Below are 18,951 nucleotides of genomic sequence, written 5' to 3' on the forward strand. Positions count from 1 at the left end.
ACTAAGTAAAAAAGCAGTTGATTAAAACTGAATGTTAGCTGCATGAATGCGGCCATTCGATTCTATGCGGTCTTTAATAATTTGTCTGTAAACAGCTTCATATCCGTTAACCATTTGGCTAACGCTAAAGTTGTTTTCTACATATTTTCGACAGGTTTGACGATTGAGTTCCAAAGCTGGTGGAATCATTGCCGCCATTTCTGCGTAGCTATTGCAGATAAAACCTGTTTTACCGTGGGCAATAACTTCAGGCACAGAGCCAAAATTCGTGGCAATTACCGGCGTACCAGTTGCCATTGATTCAATCATTACTAAGCCAAAAGGTTCTTGCCAGTTAATGGGGAAAAGAGTGATGGCAGCATTACCTAGAAGTTCAGTTTTTTGGGCATGGTTAATTTCACCGAGATATTCGATTTGCTGACCATCTATGTAGGGAGCAATCTCTTGTTCAAAAAACTCTGAGTGTACTGCATCAACCTTCCCTGCCATCTTCAAGCGCCAACCACTCTGTTTAGCAATGGCGATCGCATGTTGCGGTCCTTTATCTGGCGAAAAACGACCTAAAAACGCTAAATATGAAGGTTCTAATGGTTGGGCTACAAATGGGTAATCTGCTAGCTCAATTCCGTTATAAACCGTACCAACATAATTAAGGTCGATTTGACGCTGCGAGTTACTAATGCTGATGTATGGTTGCTTTTGGTAGTAGCTAAATGCGTGACGATTGTCAGTTGTAAAATTATTGTGCAGGGTATGGACTGTAGCAGTTACTGTTATCAAACTCGCTAAAGGTAATGCCGAAATCCCTACATGAGAATGGATAATATCGAATTGGTCAGCACGCTGGTAAACTTGGCTTAGTTCTAGCATTTCGTACACTGCATACTCTTTCACATTTTGGTCTAAGCGTAATGCACGTGGATAAACTGCTTCTAAGTTAGCCAAAGTTTGAGAATCACCAGAGGCAAATAAAGTTACTTCATGACCACGACGAACAAGTTCATCAGTCAAGCGACTCACCACCAATTCTATTCCTCCATAACTAGGAGGTGGAACCCTTTCCCATAAGGGGGCAACTTGAGCGATTTTCATAAGTTTTTCTGGTTCAGTCTATGAAATTGTCCTCAATAATGAACTAGATCATTATTTTATGAGTAAACAGCATTTGTACTTACTCTTTTGAAATTTAAATTAACCTTACAGGCTATCAAAAGCGCAATAACGGTTAACCCTACCGCAAATTTTCTGCCAACAAATCTAACTGACTCTCGGCAAAAGTCAACTCTGAGCTACATTTCTAACCGTATAGCTATCTATTATTTGTTGCATCTGTCTTGGGGATCATAAAGAGGTAGAATGTTTTGTAGTAGAACTTACAAAATTGAATATTTAGTAGCTGACAATACTAAAATATTCAATGGGATCAAGCCATTAAAGCTTCATTTAAAGGTAATTGGGAAAGATAACAGAAAATATAAATATTAAGAAATTGTACAATAATTACATAATTTGTAATTAGTAATTTACAAAAATTCTGATAATTAACTAATGAAAATCGCTACTTGGAACGTCAACTCAATTCGCACTCGCCTAGAACAGGTTATCGATTGGTTAACCCTAAATCCTGTTGATGTTCTCTGCTTGCAAGAAACCAAAGTTGTGGATGCTGAATTTCCGCGATCGCCTTTTGAGCAGTTAGGGTATAACCTTTATATGTCAGGACAAAAATCTTATAACGGTGTAGCCCTGATTAGCCGCCAGCCACTCCTAAATGTCAGTAGCGGGTTTAGGGCAATTTTGCCAGATTTACATCACGAATGGGACGAGCAAAAGCGCGTGATTACAGGTGTAATTGATGGCGTGCGGATTGTAAACTTATATGTTCCTAATGGCGCAGCGGTAGGAACGGAGAAATACGAATACAAACTGCGTTGGTTGACAGCGTTACACGAGTATTTGCGATTGCTGGTGTTGTCAGAATCCGCAATTTGTGTGTGCGGCGACTTCAATATCGCCTTGGAAGACAAGGATATTCACGAGCAAGTGAGTACAGAAAATCACATTATGGCAACAGAAACAGAGCGTCAAGCCTTACGGGATATTCTGAAACTGGGATTTGCCGATGCTTTTCGCAAATTCACCACAGAGGGTGGAAATTATAGTTGGTGGGATTATCGCTCCGCCGCTTTTCGTCGTAACTTAGGTTGGCGAATTGACCATCACTATCTCACGCCCATCCTGTATGAGCGTGCTACAAATTGTATTATTGATGTCGCACCCAGAAAATTAACTCAACCTAGCGACCATGTGCCAGTTATTGTGGAATTTTGAATGGAGATTGGAGGAGCAGGGGGCAGGGGAGAAATCAATTCAAAATTCAAAATTCAAAATTCAAAATTCAAACATTTTAGAACTCCTGCCTTCTGCCTCCTCTTTCTCAATGACAAATGACAAATGACAAATGACAAATAATGCCCCATGCCCAATCAATCAATTTAACGGCTGATATATATCCTCAGAACTAGGGTTCAGATAAGGACGCTGCAAATCTATTAGATGCCGCGCAAAGTGTTGGTCAATAACCTTCATCCGCTCCTCCATTGCATTTTTACCTTTTTGCCAAGCTTCCAACAAAGCATTAGCGACGATTTGGCAACGGTTCATTCCAAAACTTTCTTGTGCTGCAAATTTTTGGGTTGGTTCCTCAGCTAAACCTAACCCTGGAGCTAAAAATTTGGTAAACAAAGGAATTTCGGGCTGGAAATGAAATTGATTTTCGATATAAACAGTCTGAAGGATTGTACGGATTGCTGGATAGTCGGGGAGTTCAAAGTAAAGTAGCCCCGAATCATAGCGTCCGTATGCAGAGGGGTTGTGGAGAACTTGAAAGCTAAAGGGAATCGAGGCTGCATTTAGTTGCAGCGTCAAGCTTTCCATGAGAGCGATCGCACCAGATGCCGTAAAGTTAAAGTAGATTCGCCCTGCTCCTAAATCGGCGTCTGGGTTGCTTTGCCGTTCCTGTCCAACATTGCTAACTGCTAAGTAACAGCCATTTTGCAGTCGATTTTTGGGCATCCAGATTGCTACCATATCACCCACTTTGGTAGATTTCTTACTGGATTCTAGATGACAATCTGGCTCAACATAAAGTGTTAAACCGCCTTTAGTCACCGCCATAGTCCCATCAGGTTCTTTTCGCAACACCTGCCATCGAGGGTCAAAATAACCTATGCCGTGATTACTGGCGTGTAGTTGCTCGTAAAAGTCCCAGTCAATTTCCAAAATAGAATTATCTGCTAAATTATGCTTTTGCGGGCGATTAGTATTATCAGTAGTGACTGCCAAAGTACTTTGCAGGGAGCCATTGTAATAGATTCCGTAGAGAAAATTTCGCAGCAGGAGAGTGAGATACTTCTGTTGTAAATCTACAGAATTTTGCTGAAATCTATCGGCTATTTTAGTCGGCAGACCGAAGGGTTGATAATTAGGATGGTAAATACAAAAATTTGACTCAATCTGGATATTCTGAGCAATATCAAATAGAGAATTTAGCGATTGATTGATAGAGGAATTTAGCATTAATCCATTCAGAAATCAAACTTTAACAAAATAGAATTCAGGAGTCAGAATACAGAATTTACAATTATGTGTTTTTTTTGACTTGTTCTGCTATCTATTACTAACAACCACGTAGCCGAGTTTTTTCGTAATAAATCCGAAGTAACTGTTGCTCCTTTACAGGCTGAGGAAATTTATGAATCTTTGCCACAGGATTTAGGATTTCTGACTCTGATATTCCAAAGATGGTCAATACAGCTTGCTCTGGCATTACAAGTAAACTTTTAGCTACTTGCAACATACACAGTTCAACATTATTAAAATGTTTACGGCAGGTAATCATCTCCTGAATTTGATGAATTAGTGCCAGCCCCGCAAACTGGATAACCCGCGAAATAAAGTCACTGCGGTATTCCAAAATCATTGGGAAAGCATTTATATAAGCTCTAATTAAGGCAATAATTGAAGGTTGTAAAATCTCTAACGGTGTTAACGCCAAATGTAGAGATTCTTCTAACTCAATGGTGGGGTCTACTACCAGACTCTTAAGCCAAATTCCTAAATAGCTTGCTAGTAAAGTTCCTAAATCAAAGGCTGGGTCTCCCCAAGAACAAGCTTCCCAGTCAATTAGTCGTATAAGACAATTGTCTAATTGCTCCCATCTGGAATGAACCAAAATGTTGTTCAATTTCAGGTCGTTATGAGTTAAGCAGCAAGGATTCCAGCTATATGCCAAATCTGCGATCGCAGATGACAAACTCTCGTATTGTTGATAGAGAACATAGAATTTTAGTGCATCCGTGGGAACGGTCGCAAAAATCTCCGGCCCAATCGACCCTACCCCTTGCGCTGGATTGTAAAACCCGTAGCGAAACTCTCCTTGGGGAGCAGTTGCCATAAAATCTTGATATTCTCGGCGATTGTAGGTGGCGCGATGCAGTCCCGCCAAAGTTGTGCCGATGGCAGAGGCAATTTCTTGTGGAAAAATCTCATTGTTGTGGTACAATGTCGCAAGCTCTAGATATTCATTCAAGTAGCTACGGACGAGAATCGAATTTTCTTCGTCAAAATGCACTACCAATGGCGCAATCGCTGAAGTATTACCTAGAACTGGAAACTGTTGTAACAACTGGTGAAACAGCCACTCCTGAAACAATTCATGAGGCGCCCCGTCATTGTTATTAACGTTACGTTCGTGTTTAATGAGCAGCTGGCGATTATCTGCTAAAGTCACTAGTAAATTGAAATTTTTCTGACTACTTCCTGGCAACTCAGATTTGTCTGATGGGCCATCTTCTGAGCTACACAGACCCGCGTCTTGCAGATACTGGATAACGTTATGAGAAGACAGTGATAATACCATGTATTATTTCCTACTTCATTAAATTACTTAAACTTATCGTGTCAAATTTGCTTGGTCTTAAGAGTTTTAGTAGATAGGAACTAATGCAAGAAGAGAGATGTGAATAAGAATAAAGATTTCTACAATCTACTAATATCTCATATTTTGGAGAAAAACTTGCCAAATTGGCACCAATTCCTTTAAAATTGGCTGCCAGATACCGTGACATCTTTACACTTGATCGGCATAGTTACTTAGATACATCTAGAGTAAGTTTTGTGGTAAAGCCTTTTTTTGTGGCAAAGAAGCATCCCCAGCAAAAAACTGATTGGTAGCAGATGTTGTTTGATGTTTAGTAGTCATCTAGACAGCAGCGAAGAATTTCAGTAATCCTTCGCGGTACGAAGCACGTGATTCAATAGTATTACTTTTATTTATCATCACAAAGCCAAAAAAACCGGAGTTTTTTAGCAATTAGTAATTATTTTTTGATTTAATTTTTAGAATTGATGTCTGGAAAGCTTATTTTTACGTTATTTTCGTCACCTACAAATTGTAGATGACTAGGGGCGATCGCAAACAAAGCCTACATGAGCGTATCTTATGTAAGTGTACTTTTGTCAAGCTTGAAACACGGCATTTTTCAAGTATGATTTGTGATTACTAGTTGACGGATAACTTTTAAAACTTTAACCTGAGAATGCACAAGCCTACTTTGAATGGAACGCGTTGTTAAAACCGGATTGGGTTGGCGTATTGGCTGGAACCCCGATACACCTGAGTTTAAAGGTTTAGTTGGTACAGATGATTGGGCGATTGAGTTAACCGAAGCCGAGTTAAATGATTTTTGTCGTCTACTAGCACAGCTAGCAGACACCATGAAGCAACTCGCAACTGAATTGATGGAAGAGGAAAAAATTACTTGTGAAGCCGAAAGCGATTTATTATGGATGGAAGTGGAAGGCTATCCAGATGATTATAGTCTGCGCTTCATCTTAAATACAGGGCGATGTGTAGAAGGTAAATGGAATGCTTCTGCTGTTCCAGATTTACTGCAAGCTAGTGGGATGCTTAAGGTTTTTTAAAATTGCCTCTTGATTATCCTACAGTTTTGCTATATAGTAGGAATTCTGACCGGGGCGTAGCGCAGCTTGGTAGCGCGCCACTTTGGGGTAGTGGAGGTCGTGGGTTCGAATCCCGCCGCTCCGATTGATGATAAGCCATGCCTGCTAGTCTTTTTAAAAGATTAGCAGGTTTTTTCATAGCTTTTTCCTGAAAAAACCTAACCGAACAGTAAATAGGGATGTTATACCAATTTGAAAAATGATTGCGACAGATGGAAAACTGAAACACTTATCCGATGGATGTTTCACTATCCAAAATCGTTCGACTGAGCGTAGCCGAAGTCTAAAATCCAAAATGGTATGACCCGCACAATCAAATTTTGTCAATGATAAGTAATTAGGCGGACTTAATATAAAATCTCTAGCAGATTAGTAGGTAGATTGGCATGAGTGAAACTACAGAAACGATTTTCAGCAAAATCATTCGTCGGGAAATTCCCGCTGATATTGTTTATGAGGATAATTTAGCCCTAGCATTCAAAGACATCCATCCCCAAGCGCCCGTTCACATCCTCATCATTCCCAAAAAACCCATTGCGACACTAGCTGAGGCTGAATCTGAGGATCATGCTGTGTTGGGGCATCTTTTGTTAACTGCTAAACTTGTTGCAGAAGAAGCTGGACTAAAAAATGGTTATCGAGTTGTCATCAATGCTGGTGATGACGGCGGTCAAACAGTCGATCACTTACATTTGCATATTTTGGGAGGACGCCAGTTAAATTGGCCTCCTGGTTGATTAGAGGCAGGGGGTAGGGTAAAAGGTACAAACTGAGTCAAATTGTGGGCAAAAGCACTTCTCTTCCCCTGCTTTTTAGTATCAACAATCGTAGTGCCAAATTCTGGCAGCGCGTTTTCACTTGATTGTGCGGTAGTGTAAAAACAGATTGCTTCCAACCTGACGAGTTTCTATGAGTTCTAGATGAGGAGCAGCATCGGGAAGAAAACCCTCTCCCTCCACTGGGCTAGGGGCGTGTTTTCCCCCAAAAATGAGCGGCCAAATGGTCAGCCACCAATCGTCAATTCGCCCTGCCTGAACTAGAGCAGCTGTTAAAGAGCCACCTCCCAAAGCAACGACTTTGTGAATACCTCGCTCTGCCATCAAGGTGTAGGCCCGATCCCAGTCTAGGTCTGTATCTCCCAAATCAATTAATTCAGCCAGTTTTTGCAAAGTTGTTGTATCAGAACTGCGCTCTATAGCAGTCCGTGTGGTAAATATCCATCGCTCAATGTCCTGACTCAAAAAAGGCAAATCCGGCGATAAGTTAAGGGAAGGTGAAACAACGCAAGTTATCGGCTGAGGAGGCTGGCCGCGAACTTCACGTGCTGCCAACAGTTCGCGATCGCTAATTGCAAAGGTTCCCCCCTCAGCCCGAATTGTCCCTGCTCCTACCAGCACTAAATCGGCAAGGGAGACTTGATACTCCAAGTGTGCTTGATCGACTACATTGGGTTCACGAGGCGCTTTCGGATCTACGGCACTAATTTTTCCATCGGCCGTCATTGCCAGAACCACAGTTGTTTGGATGGTTGACATGATTATGTTGTAACGATTCTTTATAATTTTACCTTTTTGAATCCCCTCCATACTTGAGAGTGAATAGTTGTTGCATTGTGCTTTAAATCACTTTGTTAAGTATGGCTCAAGGTGCTAAAAAACTGTTGTTGAATGATTCTCTCTACACAAGAGTTTTTTTACGCCTCAGAAACTATCATGCCTAACCACATATCTGCAATCGTCGTATTTGTCTTAATTTTAATTTTGGGGTTTGCATCTCCAGTTCAAGCTGCAACTCCCCGTTCGACTTGGGTGGTGAATGAAATTTACCAATATAATCATCCCTTTGCTTCTCAATTGCCTCAAGAACTGGCAACGAAAATGCAAAAGATGACAGCTAAAGATAGCTTTTTCACTTTTTATCGGGGGACGGCTCACATTTTTTATCGTGATATGCAGACCTTGCCAAGTTCACGATTTGTAAACTCTTCAACCTCAGCCATCTGGTTAGAAGGAGATATGCATCTGCAAAATCTTGGAGCGATAAGAGATAGCAAAGACAACAACGTTTTTGACACCACCGACTTTGATGAAGGCTATCTTGGCCCTTACGTTTGGGACTTGCGACGGATGGCAGTCTCTATTTTGTTGGTAGCTAATGAGAATGGTTTTAATTCAACGGATGCTGAGGATGTTGTGCGAAACTTCTTGGATGCTTACTTTAATAAGATGAACGATTTTAAGGGAAGCAATGATGAACTGTCATACCGTTTAGAATCTAGCAATACGAGCGGTGTAGTCAAAGATTTGATTCAAAAGGCATCAGATAAGAGCCGTTCTAAGCTTTTAAAAAAGTACACAGTGCTAAATAACAGTAACAATCGCCTCTTCAAGACAGCCTCAGAACTCCAGTCTGTATCCAGCAGCACCTATTCTGATATTGCTGGGGCTATGAGCAGCTATATCACCTCAATTCCTATCAGTAAGCGCTACAACAACAGTTACTATACCCTCAAGGACATTCGGCTTAAATTAGGTTCAGGTGTTGGTAGTCTTGGGAAGTACCGATATTACTTGTTGATTGAGGGCCCAAGTTCAGCAACCGACGACGATCGCATTTTAGAGATGAAACAGGAAGGCAGTAGCGCAGTTGCGATCGCAGTTCCAGGTCTGCTGCCGAGTTCAGTCTATGGAAACCAAGAAGGGGCAAGGGTGACAATCACTACGAAAGCGATGTTATCCAATCTCGATCCCTTGATTGGCTATACTACTGTCAGTAGTATTTCCTTTATGATGCGTGAAAAATCACCCTACCAAGTGGACTTTGACTATAAGTTGTTAACCAGTAAGTCAAAATTCATGGATGCGATGGGGTACGCAGGGAAGGTGGTTGCCAAAAACCATGCAATCTCCGATCGAGACTATGATGCTGCGATTATTCCTGTCAGCGTTGACAAAGAAGTAACTGATATTGTGAGTGGTAATAAAGCTGTATTCAAAGACGAAATTTTTAACTTTGCTGTGGACTATGCAACTCAAGTTGAATATGACTACAGAAGTTTTATAGATGCTTATAAACAAGGGGTAAAACTCTACTAAAACATCAAATAATTGCTCCGATCAATTCACCTGATATGTACATCAGACCTGCCTTAAAAATAGGGACTGGGGACTGGGGACTGGGGACTGGGGACAGGGGACTGGGGAAGAGATATTTTTATTGTTCCTTGTGAGTTCCGCTCATGGAGTCTCTTGTAAAAATGACTTTTGCAAGAAGCGGGAAAAGGGACTCATGTTTTTTATTGTTCCTTTCCCCTTTTCCCCTTACCCTTTTCCCGACAAATGCCAAGAGGTCTATTACTTTAAGTTGTCACTAATCTACAGAGCATGGGAACGAGGAAAGCTTACAGCCAAGCGCGATCGTATTGAACAGGCCAGAGTTTATCGTGTCCCAGTTGTTTGGCTGCTAGGTGTGGCCAGTAAGGATTGCGGAGTAGTTCGCGTCCTAATAGCACTATATCAGCTACTTCTGTACGAATAATCTCGTCAGCTTGTTCAGGGGATGTAATTAAACCCACGGCTCCTGTATGAATATTAGCTTCGCGGCGGATGCGTTCGGCAAACTGAGTCTGATAACCAGGTTTAATTGGGATATGAACGCCCGGTATAGTACCGCCTGATGAAGTATCGATGAGATCGACTCCTAAAGACTTGAGTTTGTCGCTTAAAGCAATACTTTGCTCAATGTCCCAGCCATCATTATCTACCCAATCAGTGGCGGAGATGCGTACCCAGAGTGGATGTGTTTGAGGCCAAACCTCTCGGACTGCTTGAACTACCTCTCTGAGCAGACGAGTCCGGTTTTCAAAGCTGCCACCATAATCATCTTGACGGTGGTTAGAAAGAGGTGAAAGAAATTGGTGCAGTAGATAACCGTGGGCAGCATGGATTTCCACTACCTTGAAACCAGCTTGGAGAGAACGTTTGGTTGCTTGAACAAAGGCGTCAATAATTTCTTGAATTCCCTCAAGAGTGAGAGCTTCTGGAACTGGGCTATCTTTGCTAAAAGCGATCGCACTACTCGAAACTATGGGACGCCAACCTTCCTGAGATTCATCTAGTGCTTTCCCTCCTTTACTCGGTTTGGCAGTGCTGGCCTTTCTACCTGCATGAGCAAGTTGAATACCTGCAACAGCGCCAAAGTTATGAATTAATGCCACAGTCTTGGCTAAAGTTTCGATGTGTGAATCTGACCAAATTCCCAAATCTTGCGGGCTAATGCGTCCACGCGGCTCTACAGCTGCCGCCTCTGTGAACACTATACCTGCACCGCCAACTGCGCGAGAAGCTAGATGGATAACGTGCCAATCATTAGCATATCCATTTGTACTGGAATATTGACACATCGGTGAAACGGCGATGCGGTTGCGAAAAACAACTTCACGAATCTTGAATGGTTCAAATAGATGTGCCATTAATCTTGATTCCTTCTCTTGCTACGTAAAATAAATTGGGGAGGGATTTGCAGCATGAATTCGATTTTGCATTAATTAAATAGAGAAGTCAAAATTTAGAATGCAATCAGTGGGGAATTTAGACCCACCACTTGATAGTTTCCTACCAAATTTTGAATTTGCTGGGAGATTTAAACCCTTACTCTCAAAGCCGAATTTACCGCCGTAGGTATCGCAGTAGTTCTTGCGTCGGGCAGTATTCCTCCAGCCGACGCTCTTGCTAGCTTGCAACTCTTACAAAGTAGGCGGATTCGCTACTGCTACGCTATCTTGCCTTACGCAAGAACTACCTCTTTTGTTAAATATTTGTTGAATGACTAGAGTCATCATAGAGATTTGGATAAATAGGCCGATTGTCAGACTTGTGAGACTGCAATTCCCAGATATCACATTTTCCTAATTCTCGATCCACTAATAACTGTAGATGGTCTGGTAATTTAGTTGTTTGCCAAATTGACCAAATTTCTTCACTAAATAATTCTTTTTCGATTTTTCCAGAAAACATGATTTGACCTCCACAAATGTTCAATTTTCAGTTTAGTAAGTCCTAATTTAGGAAAGACGAAGTAACAAAATTGTCATTCTCCATTCTTTCGCTATCTTTAAAATACAGGTACTATTCGCCCTGAATACTGCTTGTTAAGAAAATCTCTAACTTGTGCATATTTAAGTAACTTTTCATTACGGATGTTGTCGATGGTATCGCGTCCTGTAAGGGCAATAATCCGTTGAAAAAAGGCAAACGGATGAGCGCGATCGCTAGATTGATATGTACTCACGATTACATTTCCTAAAAAGTTTACTTGGCACTAAATTTTGAGTTTATTGGCTAACCCACCTAATTTTTTGATAAAATACTATAAATATATCGATTTACAGTACTATATATTTATGAGATTTACATAGATTGTGCTAAAAAACAAGAGGCTATTAAAATTTATTGATATTACTCTTGAATAAAATGCAGCCTGTGGCGAAAACTTTCTCAAAAAAATAAAGGACAAGAACTATACTTGTCCTCAATGCTTAAAATAATATATCCTGCATCGAAAGTTTTAATTAATACTCCTACCCTCCTGTCCGGTTGTTGAGTTTCGACTACGCTCAACTGCCGCGTAGCGATGCACTGCCTCCTAACTGCTGCCTTTTTTGTAACTTGTTGGCGTAAACTCTACGCGAACAAAACTAATAATTAATCTTGCTTATAGTTCAATACGCTTAATTTAAGGGTTATTGGTGTAGATAATAGGTCTTTCCAGACGCGATTTATTTATCGCGTCTCTCTCTACATCTAGGTTTTGGGTTTATCTGAACTATATTGACTGACAGTTTTCTGCAAAAAAGAATTGAGTAATGAGATTGTAGACAATCTTGTTGCTCAATTAAAACTTAACGAAATAAGTATTTGTTGGTAAAGTTTGGGCAGTTCCTACATTTGTAGCCAAGTCATTTATTTTATTATCTGTTTTGATTACTGCAAACTTATCAGTAAATAGTAATACTTCACCATTTCCCGGTGTTACCCAAGCGTGGCGAGTCATTAGGTTTTTGGAGACAACTAAAAGAGATGCATCTCCACGGTAAGGCGAGATGGGTTTACCCATGAAGGTTTGATTATCTCTATTGGCGATCGCATAAGCAGCAGAGGAACCCACAAAAATTTTACTGCCATCTGAGTAAATAGTTTTAGGGAAATTGCTACTGCCGTCTCCCATCCCCGCAGTTGTAGGCTTTCTTGGAATACTTAGCTGTCCACGCTCGACAGTAAAATTAGTTAGATTAACAGTTCCTATATAAACCTTTGTTTCATCACGGGTTTGTGCAGCGTTGGTATAGCTGTCTGTGGTAATCAAAGTCTTTGTTAATAAGTCTTTGCCATTCCACCTGTAGATTGAGTTACCCCCATAAACTGAACCAAGGACATAAAGCTTGTCTTCAAAAATATGTAATCGGTTAAGTCTTGTGTCTGCCATATCGTGAGCAAGATCGGCAGAATTGTAGCCCCAAAGCTTACCTTGGTTATTTCCTGCTAAATTTGCCAAAGCAAATATTTTTGCTCCGTCGAAAACCATTCGGTAAAGAAAAGCTATCTGAACGGGAATACCTAACCTCTTTTGTTGCTGGTAGCCACTAGTGTAGAGATAGCCATTTTTATACTCAAAATCCATTACCTCAGTTACGCCATAGCTCTGTTTGGCTTTAAAGTTGAGGTTTTTATCATAAATTGATAGAGTATTTGCAGACTGGTAAATAATCCAATTTTGCAAAAATTTTACCCGTGTCTTTGAATTAGCTTTGTTGCTAACTATTTTTTGGTTAGTTCCGTCAGTTTTTATTTTTACTAGTCCTGTTGGAACAGCTAAGACATAAGTTTTGCCGTCAATTGCTACAATGTCACGAGCATCGTAATTAGAGTTTGGGATTAGTTTTTTCGTCCCATTACTTTCTACTTCCCATACACCTTCAGTATTGATAACCGCAACTTTGCTGCCGTTAGTGCAAGCTGCTCTTGGCGAAGAAATATTAAGATATGTAGCTAAAGCGGGGGTAGAGTAATCAAACATTGTACAGTCCTAGATAAGGTTGACTGAAAAGTATTGGCATTCAATTAAGAAAAAAATTTTGGGAGTTTTTGCGCGTTTTTAAGCTAAATTCGTTTTCAAAAGTGCAAAAAATATCGGCTACGGTAAACTCAAACTCAAAGGTTGAGTAATCCGCAGAATATGCATATCTGCAAACATCGCTAAAATTAGAATTGAATTGTTTGTGGTTATGTCGTAGCGATAACCTGTTAATTGGGGGAAAGTAACTTCAATTAAGCCTCTCTGGCTGCTTTCTAATTCGACAAATACTTCACTGACACTTTCTGCCCCAGCTCGCCCATCTCCTTTAACATCCCCTGAATCTTTTGCATAGCTAGAGATGAAGGCTTGGTATATTCTTTCTCCCAATGGTTTACCGCCGAAAAAGTTATACCTAAAGATGCTGCAAACTGTTCTTGGGTAAGACCAGTTATGCCACGAAGTTCATGGATGAGCTTTTCAACTTCCGGTTGCTTGATTAGCAAAGGTTTCTTAATAGTCATTTAGCTAAGAACGCACCTGTTAATCTGGCGAGTTATATGTATTCCGCTACATCCTATTGGGGCTAATGCTGAATTGATAGGCGAAAATATACTAGAGTTTTTATACTTTCTTGGTTTGCTAACCAAGTAATTACACGTCCGTAGATACGTATTTCCTAATGAGATTTTTAAGGCAATACGCTTGGGTTAAGGGTTGTCGGTGTAGATAATTGGTCTTTTAAGACGCGATAAATCGCGTCTCTACATCTGGATTTTGTTGCTCATTCTGAACGTATTGATTTTTAAGGAATCAATTACGCACCGAAATAAGCAAGTAGGAGTTCTATAGAACGTTTCATTTTCCCAAACCCAGGTGATTTTGTAATGCTTGGCGCATCACTTCTACAGGCAAAGTTTCCTGCTGCAACCAGATTTTTAATGCTGCTACCCCTTGTTGAACTAGCATTTCTAATCCATCGATCGCAATTGTGCCTTGTTTTTGTGCTTGCTGGAGAAATTGCGTTGGTTTAGGAATATATATTAAATCGTAAGCGATCGCACCCATTGGTAAATTCGCGATTTCTTCTACATTCAAAGGCGATTCATCGACTTTGGGATACATCCCAATTGGAGTTGTATTTACCAGCAGATTTGCTTGAGGAATTAATTTTGGTAATTTCTCCCATTGATGAACCTGGAATTTCTCAGCAAGGGGCGAATTGCTCCAACTATTGCGGAATTCTTCTAATTTCTGCATATTGCGCCCAACAACATGAATTTGGGCAAAACCTAACTGAGTACAACCTGCGACAACAGCTCTTGCTGCACCACCATTGCCTAAAATTACCGCTACTTTCTGACTCCAATCTTGTTTATATGTTGTCTGCAAAGGGGCGATAAATCCTTCTATATCTGTATTTGTGCCTACCCATTTGTTATTTTGGCGGCTAACAGTATTCACGGCTCCAATAGTTTGAGCCAAAGGTGTAATTTCTGAGAGTAAGGGAATGATTGCCTGTTTGTGAGGTATTGTCACACTAAAGCCGACAACCCCAACAGCAGCAAAACCTGCGATCGCCACCTCTAAATTCTGTGGTTCAATCGCAAAAGGCAGATAAACGTAATCTAATCCTAATTGTGCGATCGCTGCATTATGCATCACTGGCGACAGCGAATGCTCTACCGGATGCCCAATGACTCCTAGTAGTTTAGTTTTACCTGTAATTTTTTTTGTCATTAGCTATTAGTCATTAGTCATTTGTCATTAGTCATTTGTCATTGGGAAAGAGGAGGCAGAAGGCAGGAGTTCTAAAATGTTTGAATTTTGAATTTTGAATTTTGAATTTTGAATTGATTGCCCCCCTGCTCCAATCCCCTCACCTAGCCTACAATTATTAAAAGCTCCTTAACATTTCTTTAAATTATGCAGGCAACTACAGCCCCTTTTACAACTCCAATTCCTGGCAAATATTGGCAGTGGCGCGGGCACAACATTTACTACGTGCGTGTGGGAGAGAAACAAACGCAACGTCCGCCTTTGCTTTTGGTACATGGATTTGGTGCTTCTACAGACCACTGGCGCAAGAATATCACAGGATTGTGTCAGGATTTTGAAGTATTTGCGATCGACCTTTTGGGATTCGGGCGATCGGCAAAACCAAAATTGCAGTATAGTGGCGACTTGTGGCGCGACCAGCTCCATGATTTTATCAGCGAAGTGATTGGTCAAAAAGCAGTATTAGCAGGTAATTCTCTTGGTGGTTATGCTTGCTTATGTGTTGCAGCCCAACGTCCTGACAGTGCGGCTTCCTTAGTGTTGCTCAATAGTGCTGGGCCTTTTAGCGAAAGCCAAGCGACATCGGAACCGGAAGCTTTGCAAAGCGAAATTCAGCCACCCAAAAAACCCTCTCCTTTAGAGAAACTTCTGGGTGACTCAGTTAAATGGATTTTTCAACAACCTTTAGCTCAGTTTGTGTTATTTCAATACGTACGACAACGTTGGGTAATTCGCCAAACCTTAGAAAAGGTATATCTTGATAAAAGTGCAGTTACAGATCAATTGGTAGAAGAAATTTCTCGTCCTGCTTTTGATCCGGGTGCGTTGGATGTATTTGTTTCAGTTTTTAGCAGTCCTCAAGGGGAAAAAGTTGATGTACTACTAAAGCAATTAACTTGTTCTCTGTTGATGTTATGGGGAGAAGCCGATCCGTGGATGAATGCTAGAGAACGTTCTCAAAAGTTTCGTCAATATTACCCAGAATTGACAGAGCATTTTTTAACAGCAGGTCATTGTCCCCACGACGAAGTACCCGATAAAGTAAACCAACTTTTACGCGATTGGGTTTTGTAAAGTTTAATACAGTTCAGAATGAGCAACAAAACCCTCATGTAGAGATGCGATTTATCGCGTCTTGAAAAACCAATTATTTACACCAATAACCCTTAACCCAAGCGTATTGGATTAAAGTTTGTAGTAAGCGGCTTCACCTGCTTACTACGAATAAACTTATTTAAAAACGTAAGATTTAATTTCTTGCTCTATTTGGTCACTAATAATCTCAGTTCCCATACCGATTTTATCGAGGTTAACCCTCACAAAATTTGTTTTGTCTTCTTTTGTAAACTTTTTATCATTATCCGAGTCTTTAAGAATTTTGAGAAAAATTGCATTTTGACCTGGAACAAGAACCCAACTGATGATTCGAGTATTATTTGGGGTAATTTGCTGGAGGTTCTTACCTGATATATCAGAAAGATAGCCAATAGTAGCATCTTCGCTATTAAATTTTTTATCTATATTTGTATCTTGGTCAATGATTTTATATAACCAAACTCTTGTAGTGGGCTTGTTTACCGTTTTTACTTCCAATAAATCGAAGGAAGCGATAATGGCCTTTTTATTTAATAAAAGATGAGCTTCATTACCTTGCTTTTGATAAAAGATGATGTTATACAATTGATTATTTCTTTCCTTTTCATAAGAACGTGAAAGGTTTAAATCAACTCCTTTATCTTCATTCTGCTCTGCAAGGCTAACAGGAATCATCAGATAATCTGATTGTTCTTTAATAATTAAATCGCCATAGATAAGATTTTGTTGTGGCTTCGGTTTCTCAGTTGCTTTTGCCTGTTCTGCATTTTTACTAACAGAAGATTTACAAGAAAAAGAAAGGGCAGCTACAATTATAGCTGTAGTAATCTTATTTAAAAAGCGATAATTTTTCATCAAATTTTCCTCGCAGGATATGTTGCTGTCTTATTTTATTCCCTGCTGGAAAATTAGCTAGAGTCCAATACGCTTCAATACAGTTCAGCTAAGACTAAAAATTAAACTGATGTCGGTTGGGTTTCGTTCCTTAACCCAACATTATCGAGACTTTGTTGGGTTTATCTGTCGCTCAACCCAACAAAGCCCTACCCCTAATTTCTGCCGTACTGAGAAAATCATATTACAATAAAATGCCAAAAACCTGGTCGAGGTTGACCAGGTTTTATCGAGTTTACAGATTTCAAATTTTAAACTGATTAACTAACTGAAGGTTAATAACTAGGGTGGACTAAAAAACTAACAAACTCAGCATTCTTGCGTTTTTCCGCTTTAGGATTTGGCTTTGCCTTCTACATTAGGCTTTTTGCCACTTTTATCACATTTGATATGCTGAAATTTGCTTGGGCTGCTGACGAGGGGACACTAAGTCATTGACCCTTTTGTTTGGTTTATTTTGTTTGGTGTCCTACTATCTAAATTATCACTTACATTTGTGAGTTGCAACCCTTGGTTTACGAAAGTTGACGTTTTGTTAGATTTTGCAATCTATACCATAAATTTGATCCCTGACCCTCTTTTGAAGAAAGTTAAAGGGATCTTAGATAGATTAAGCATCGCAACTAAACTACATTGTCATCAATTCCACACAATCTGATTGTTATCCAGACGATCGGTGACAATACGACCAATGGCATCAATTTCTGCCAATTCGGCTGTAGAAAGCTTGATTTGGGCGGCTAATGCATTTGGGGACAAGCCGCTATGACGCGTCTGTGCGTTTGTTTGAGGTTGAGCAATTAATCAGGCTAAAGCTAACTGAATAAGGGTACAATTATTAAGAAGAGTTATAGGACGCAGTTTTTCTAGCGCTTGTTGGGTAAGTTCAAAGTTTCGCCTTGAAACAGTTTATTTTTAGCACGGTTATCTGTTGGGTCAAATTTATGACCGAGAGCAAATCTTCCTGTTAACAACTCCTGTGCTAAAGGCGAATAAGCAAGGATAGAAATATTGTTTTCGATACAATAGAGCAATGCATCTTGTTCTACCTGTCTCCAGAATAAAGAATAGGGTGGTTGTAAACTCTCAATACGTCTATAACTTGCTGTTTCTGCTAACTGGACGCTAGAAAAATTGGAAACACCGATCGCTTTCCTTATTTATTGCCTTGGACAGGTTCACACTTTATCAGTCTTAGCTTCAAATTAAATCAGAGTTACAGTAGATACCGATGGAATTGACTACAACTTTTCATGCTCTCAAAGAATGGGCAGTTGCCATAAATGCCTTGGAAAGTGGCAAAACAATTATGTTGCTCCGCAAAGGCGGTATCCACGAACGAAATGGACATTTCCAAGTTGCTCACAAGCAAATTCTGCTTTATCCTACTTATGAACATCAACAAGCTTTCATGCTGAAAGCTGAATATGCCAATAATGTCTATCCAGTAACATCAGGCTGGCATCCTGAAACAGTTCGCATTGGTAGTTGGGCTGAAATTACAGATATTTTGCCCTGTAGTGACGAATCTATTGTCAACAACTTACTTCCCTTCCATATTTGGAACGAGCATTTTATTAGCGATCGCCTCAAATGGAAAGCACGTCAGCCCCTTTATATCCTCCTCCTACGGACATATAAACTACCGCAAGAGCAAGAAATTCCCTATTACGCCAAATACGCTGGCTGCAAGTCATGGATTGATTTAGAGCGAGAAATTCAGTTACAAACAGCACAACCAGTTTTATCTAACTTTGCATACAGCCAACTAGTAGAGACAATTCGCGAGATTGTCGGCGATAAGTTGTATGCTCCATCTTTCTAATCAACTAACTTGTTGCCCAAATCCCCGACTTTTAAACAAGTCGGGGATTTAAATTTAGCTTATACATAAATACGAAATTGCTTCTCGCGATCAAACGGACGATTGTATACAACCAACATCAAAATAGATTTTATATTGTTTGCTCAGAGTGTTTAATCAACGAAACTTTATAACTAACTTTTAGAATCTGCGCTTATATATCTCAGCAGAATCCCCACGCGAGACTACACTTGTCTTATAAGGAGTGACAGCCGTGCTGGGAG

At 40.2% G+C, this 18,951-nt stretch carries 18 protein-coding genes, 1 tRNA gene and 1 pseudogene; 7 read left to right on the forward strand and 13 right to left on the reverse strand.

The genetic code is table 11. The annotated features are described in order from the left end of the window. Positions 1–21: 21 nt before the first annotated feature. A complete protein-coding gene (locus tag RM368_RS28920; RefSeq protein ID WP_322697250.1) occupies positions 22–1,092 on the reverse strand; it encodes a glycosyltransferase family 4 protein in 1,071 nt (356 codons plus the stop codon). A gap of 456 nt (positions 1,093–1,548) precedes the next feature. Between RM368_RS28920 and xth the strand changes: the two genes are divergently transcribed. After that, positions 1,549–2,331, forward strand: coding sequence for an exodeoxyribonuclease III (gene xth / locus RM368_RS28925; protein WP_322697251.1), 783 nt, complete (start codon positions 1,549–1,551; stop codon positions 2,329–2,331). Between the two features lie 159 nt (positions 2,332–2,490). Here the strand turns inward: xth and RM368_RS28930 are convergent, their stop codons facing one another. Further along, the gene (locus RM368_RS28930; RefSeq protein WP_322697252.1) at positions 2,491–3,579 is read right to left on the reverse strand and encodes a T3SS effector HopA1 family protein; all 1,089 of its coding nucleotides are present in this window, start codon (positions 3,577–3,579) and stop codon (positions 2,491–2,493) included. 100 nt (positions 3,580–3,679) lie between these two features. Continuing rightward, positions 3,680–4,921 (reverse strand): aminoglycoside phosphotransferase family protein, encoded by a 1,242-nt coding sequence (locus tag RM368_RS28935; protein WP_322697253.1) that lies wholly within the window; start codon positions 4,919–4,921, stop codon positions 3,680–3,682. A 698-nt stretch (positions 4,922–5,619) separates the two neighbouring features. Between RM368_RS28935 and RM368_RS28940 the strand changes: the two genes are divergently transcribed. From RM368_RS28940 to RM368_RS28950, 3 genes are all read left to right on the forward strand, one after another. After that, entirely contained in the window at positions 5,620–5,985 is a 366-nt protein-coding gene (locus tag RM368_RS28940) for a DUF1818 family protein (RefSeq protein WP_322674860.1), read from the forward strand. A gap of 50 nt (positions 5,986–6,035) precedes the next feature. Further along, a tRNA-Pro gene (locus RM368_RS28945) sits at positions 6,036–6,109 on the forward strand. Positions 6,110–6,410: 301 nt separating this feature from the next. Then, on the forward strand, positions 6,411–6,761 hold the full coding sequence (locus RM368_RS28950; RefSeq protein ID WP_322697254.1) for a histidine triad nucleotide-binding protein: 351 nt from the start codon (positions 6,411–6,413) through the stop codon (positions 6,759–6,761). Positions 6,762–6,878: 117 nt separating this feature from the next. On the opposite strand, the gene RM368_RS28955 is transcribed toward RM368_RS28950, so the two are convergent. Next, positions 6,879–7,559, reverse strand: coding sequence for a RibD family protein (locus tag RM368_RS28955; protein WP_322697255.1), 681 nt, complete (start codon positions 7,557–7,559; stop codon positions 6,879–6,881). 177 nt (positions 7,560–7,736) lie between these two features. Here RM368_RS28955 and RM368_RS28960 point away from each other — a divergent pair, with 177 nt between their 5' ends. Next, positions 7,737–9,119 carry a DUF2252 domain-containing protein gene (locus RM368_RS28960; RefSeq protein WP_322697256.1) on the forward strand — a complete coding sequence of 461 codons (1,383 nt, stop codon included), beginning with the start codon at positions 7,737–7,739 and terminating at the stop codon, positions 9,117–9,119. A gap of 305 nt (positions 9,120–9,424) precedes the next feature. Here RM368_RS28960 and namA read toward each other — a convergent pair whose 3' ends face one another. From namA to RM368_RS28995, 7 genes are all read right to left on the reverse strand, one after another. Beyond that, the gene (gene namA, locus RM368_RS28965; protein WP_322697257.1) at positions 9,425–10,495 is read right to left on the reverse strand and encodes an NADPH dehydrogenase NamA; all 1,071 of its coding nucleotides are present in this window, start codon (positions 10,493–10,495) and stop codon (positions 9,425–9,427) included. Positions 10,496–10,832: 337 nt separating this feature from the next. Continuing rightward, positions 10,833–11,039 (reverse strand): hypothetical protein, encoded by a 207-nt coding sequence (locus RM368_RS28970; protein ID WP_322697258.1) that lies wholly within the window; start codon positions 11,037–11,039, stop codon positions 10,833–10,835. A 97-nt stretch (positions 11,040–11,136) separates the two neighbouring features. Continuing rightward, on the reverse strand, positions 11,137–11,313 hold the full coding sequence (locus RM368_RS28975; RefSeq protein ID WP_322697259.1) for a hypothetical protein: 177 nt from the start codon (positions 11,311–11,313) through the stop codon (positions 11,137–11,139). Positions 11,314–11,916: 603 nt separating this feature from the next. Next, positions 11,917–13,098, reverse strand: a complete 1,182-nt coding sequence (locus RM368_RS28980) for a hypothetical protein (RefSeq protein ID WP_322697260.1) — start codon at positions 13,096–13,098, stop codon at positions 11,917–11,919. 117 nt (positions 13,099–13,215) lie between these two features. Further along, a complete protein-coding gene (locus tag RM368_RS28985; RefSeq protein ID WP_322697267.1) occupies positions 13,216–13,485 on the reverse strand; it encodes a hypothetical protein in 270 nt (89 codons plus the stop codon). Further along, positions 13,371–13,619, reverse strand: a complete 249-nt coding sequence (locus tag RM368_RS28990) for a helix-turn-helix transcriptional regulator (RefSeq protein WP_322697261.1) — start codon at positions 13,617–13,619, stop codon at positions 13,371–13,373. Before RM368_RS28990 ends, RM368_RS28985 begins: the two co-directional genes overlap by 115 nt. 334 nt (positions 13,620–13,953) lie before the next feature. Then, positions 13,954–14,835: a shikimate dehydrogenase gene (locus RM368_RS28995; protein ID WP_322697262.1), complete on the reverse strand. Its 882-nt coding sequence runs from the start codon at positions 14,833–14,835 to the stop codon at positions 13,954–13,956. A 186-nt stretch (positions 14,836–15,021) separates the two neighbouring features. Between RM368_RS28995 and RM368_RS29000 the strand changes: the two genes are divergently transcribed. After that, positions 15,022–15,948 carry an alpha/beta fold hydrolase gene (locus tag RM368_RS29000; RefSeq protein WP_322697263.1) on the forward strand — a complete coding sequence of 309 codons (927 nt, stop codon included), beginning with the start codon at positions 15,022–15,024 and terminating at the stop codon, positions 15,946–15,948. 156 nt (positions 15,949–16,104) lie between these two features. Here the strand turns inward: RM368_RS29000 and RM368_RS29005 are convergent, their stop codons facing one another. Both RM368_RS29005 and RM368_RS29010 read right to left on the reverse strand, forming a co-directional pair. Further along, positions 16,105–16,824 carry a hypothetical protein gene (locus RM368_RS29005; RefSeq protein WP_322697264.1) on the reverse strand — a complete coding sequence of 240 codons (720 nt, stop codon included), beginning with the start codon at positions 16,822–16,824 and terminating at the stop codon, positions 16,105–16,107. Positions 16,825–17,502: 678 nt separating this feature from the next. Continuing rightward, positions 17,503–18,017: pseudogene (locus RM368_RS29010) on the reverse strand (aldo/keto reductase); the annotation flags it as partial. A 77-nt stretch (positions 18,018–18,094) separates the two neighbouring features. Here RM368_RS29010 and RM368_RS29015 point away from each other — a divergent pair. Next, complete coding sequence (locus RM368_RS29015; protein ID WP_322697265.1) at positions 18,095–18,688, forward strand: DUF1802 family protein; 594 nt, start codon at positions 18,095–18,097, stop codon at positions 18,686–18,688. Positions 18,689–18,951: the final 263 nt, after the last annotated feature.

The organism is Nostoc sp. DedSLP03 (genome assembly GCF_034530815.1).
Taxonomy (GTDB): Bacteria; Cyanobacteriota; Cyanobacteriia; order Cyanobacteriales; family Nostocaceae; genus Nostoc.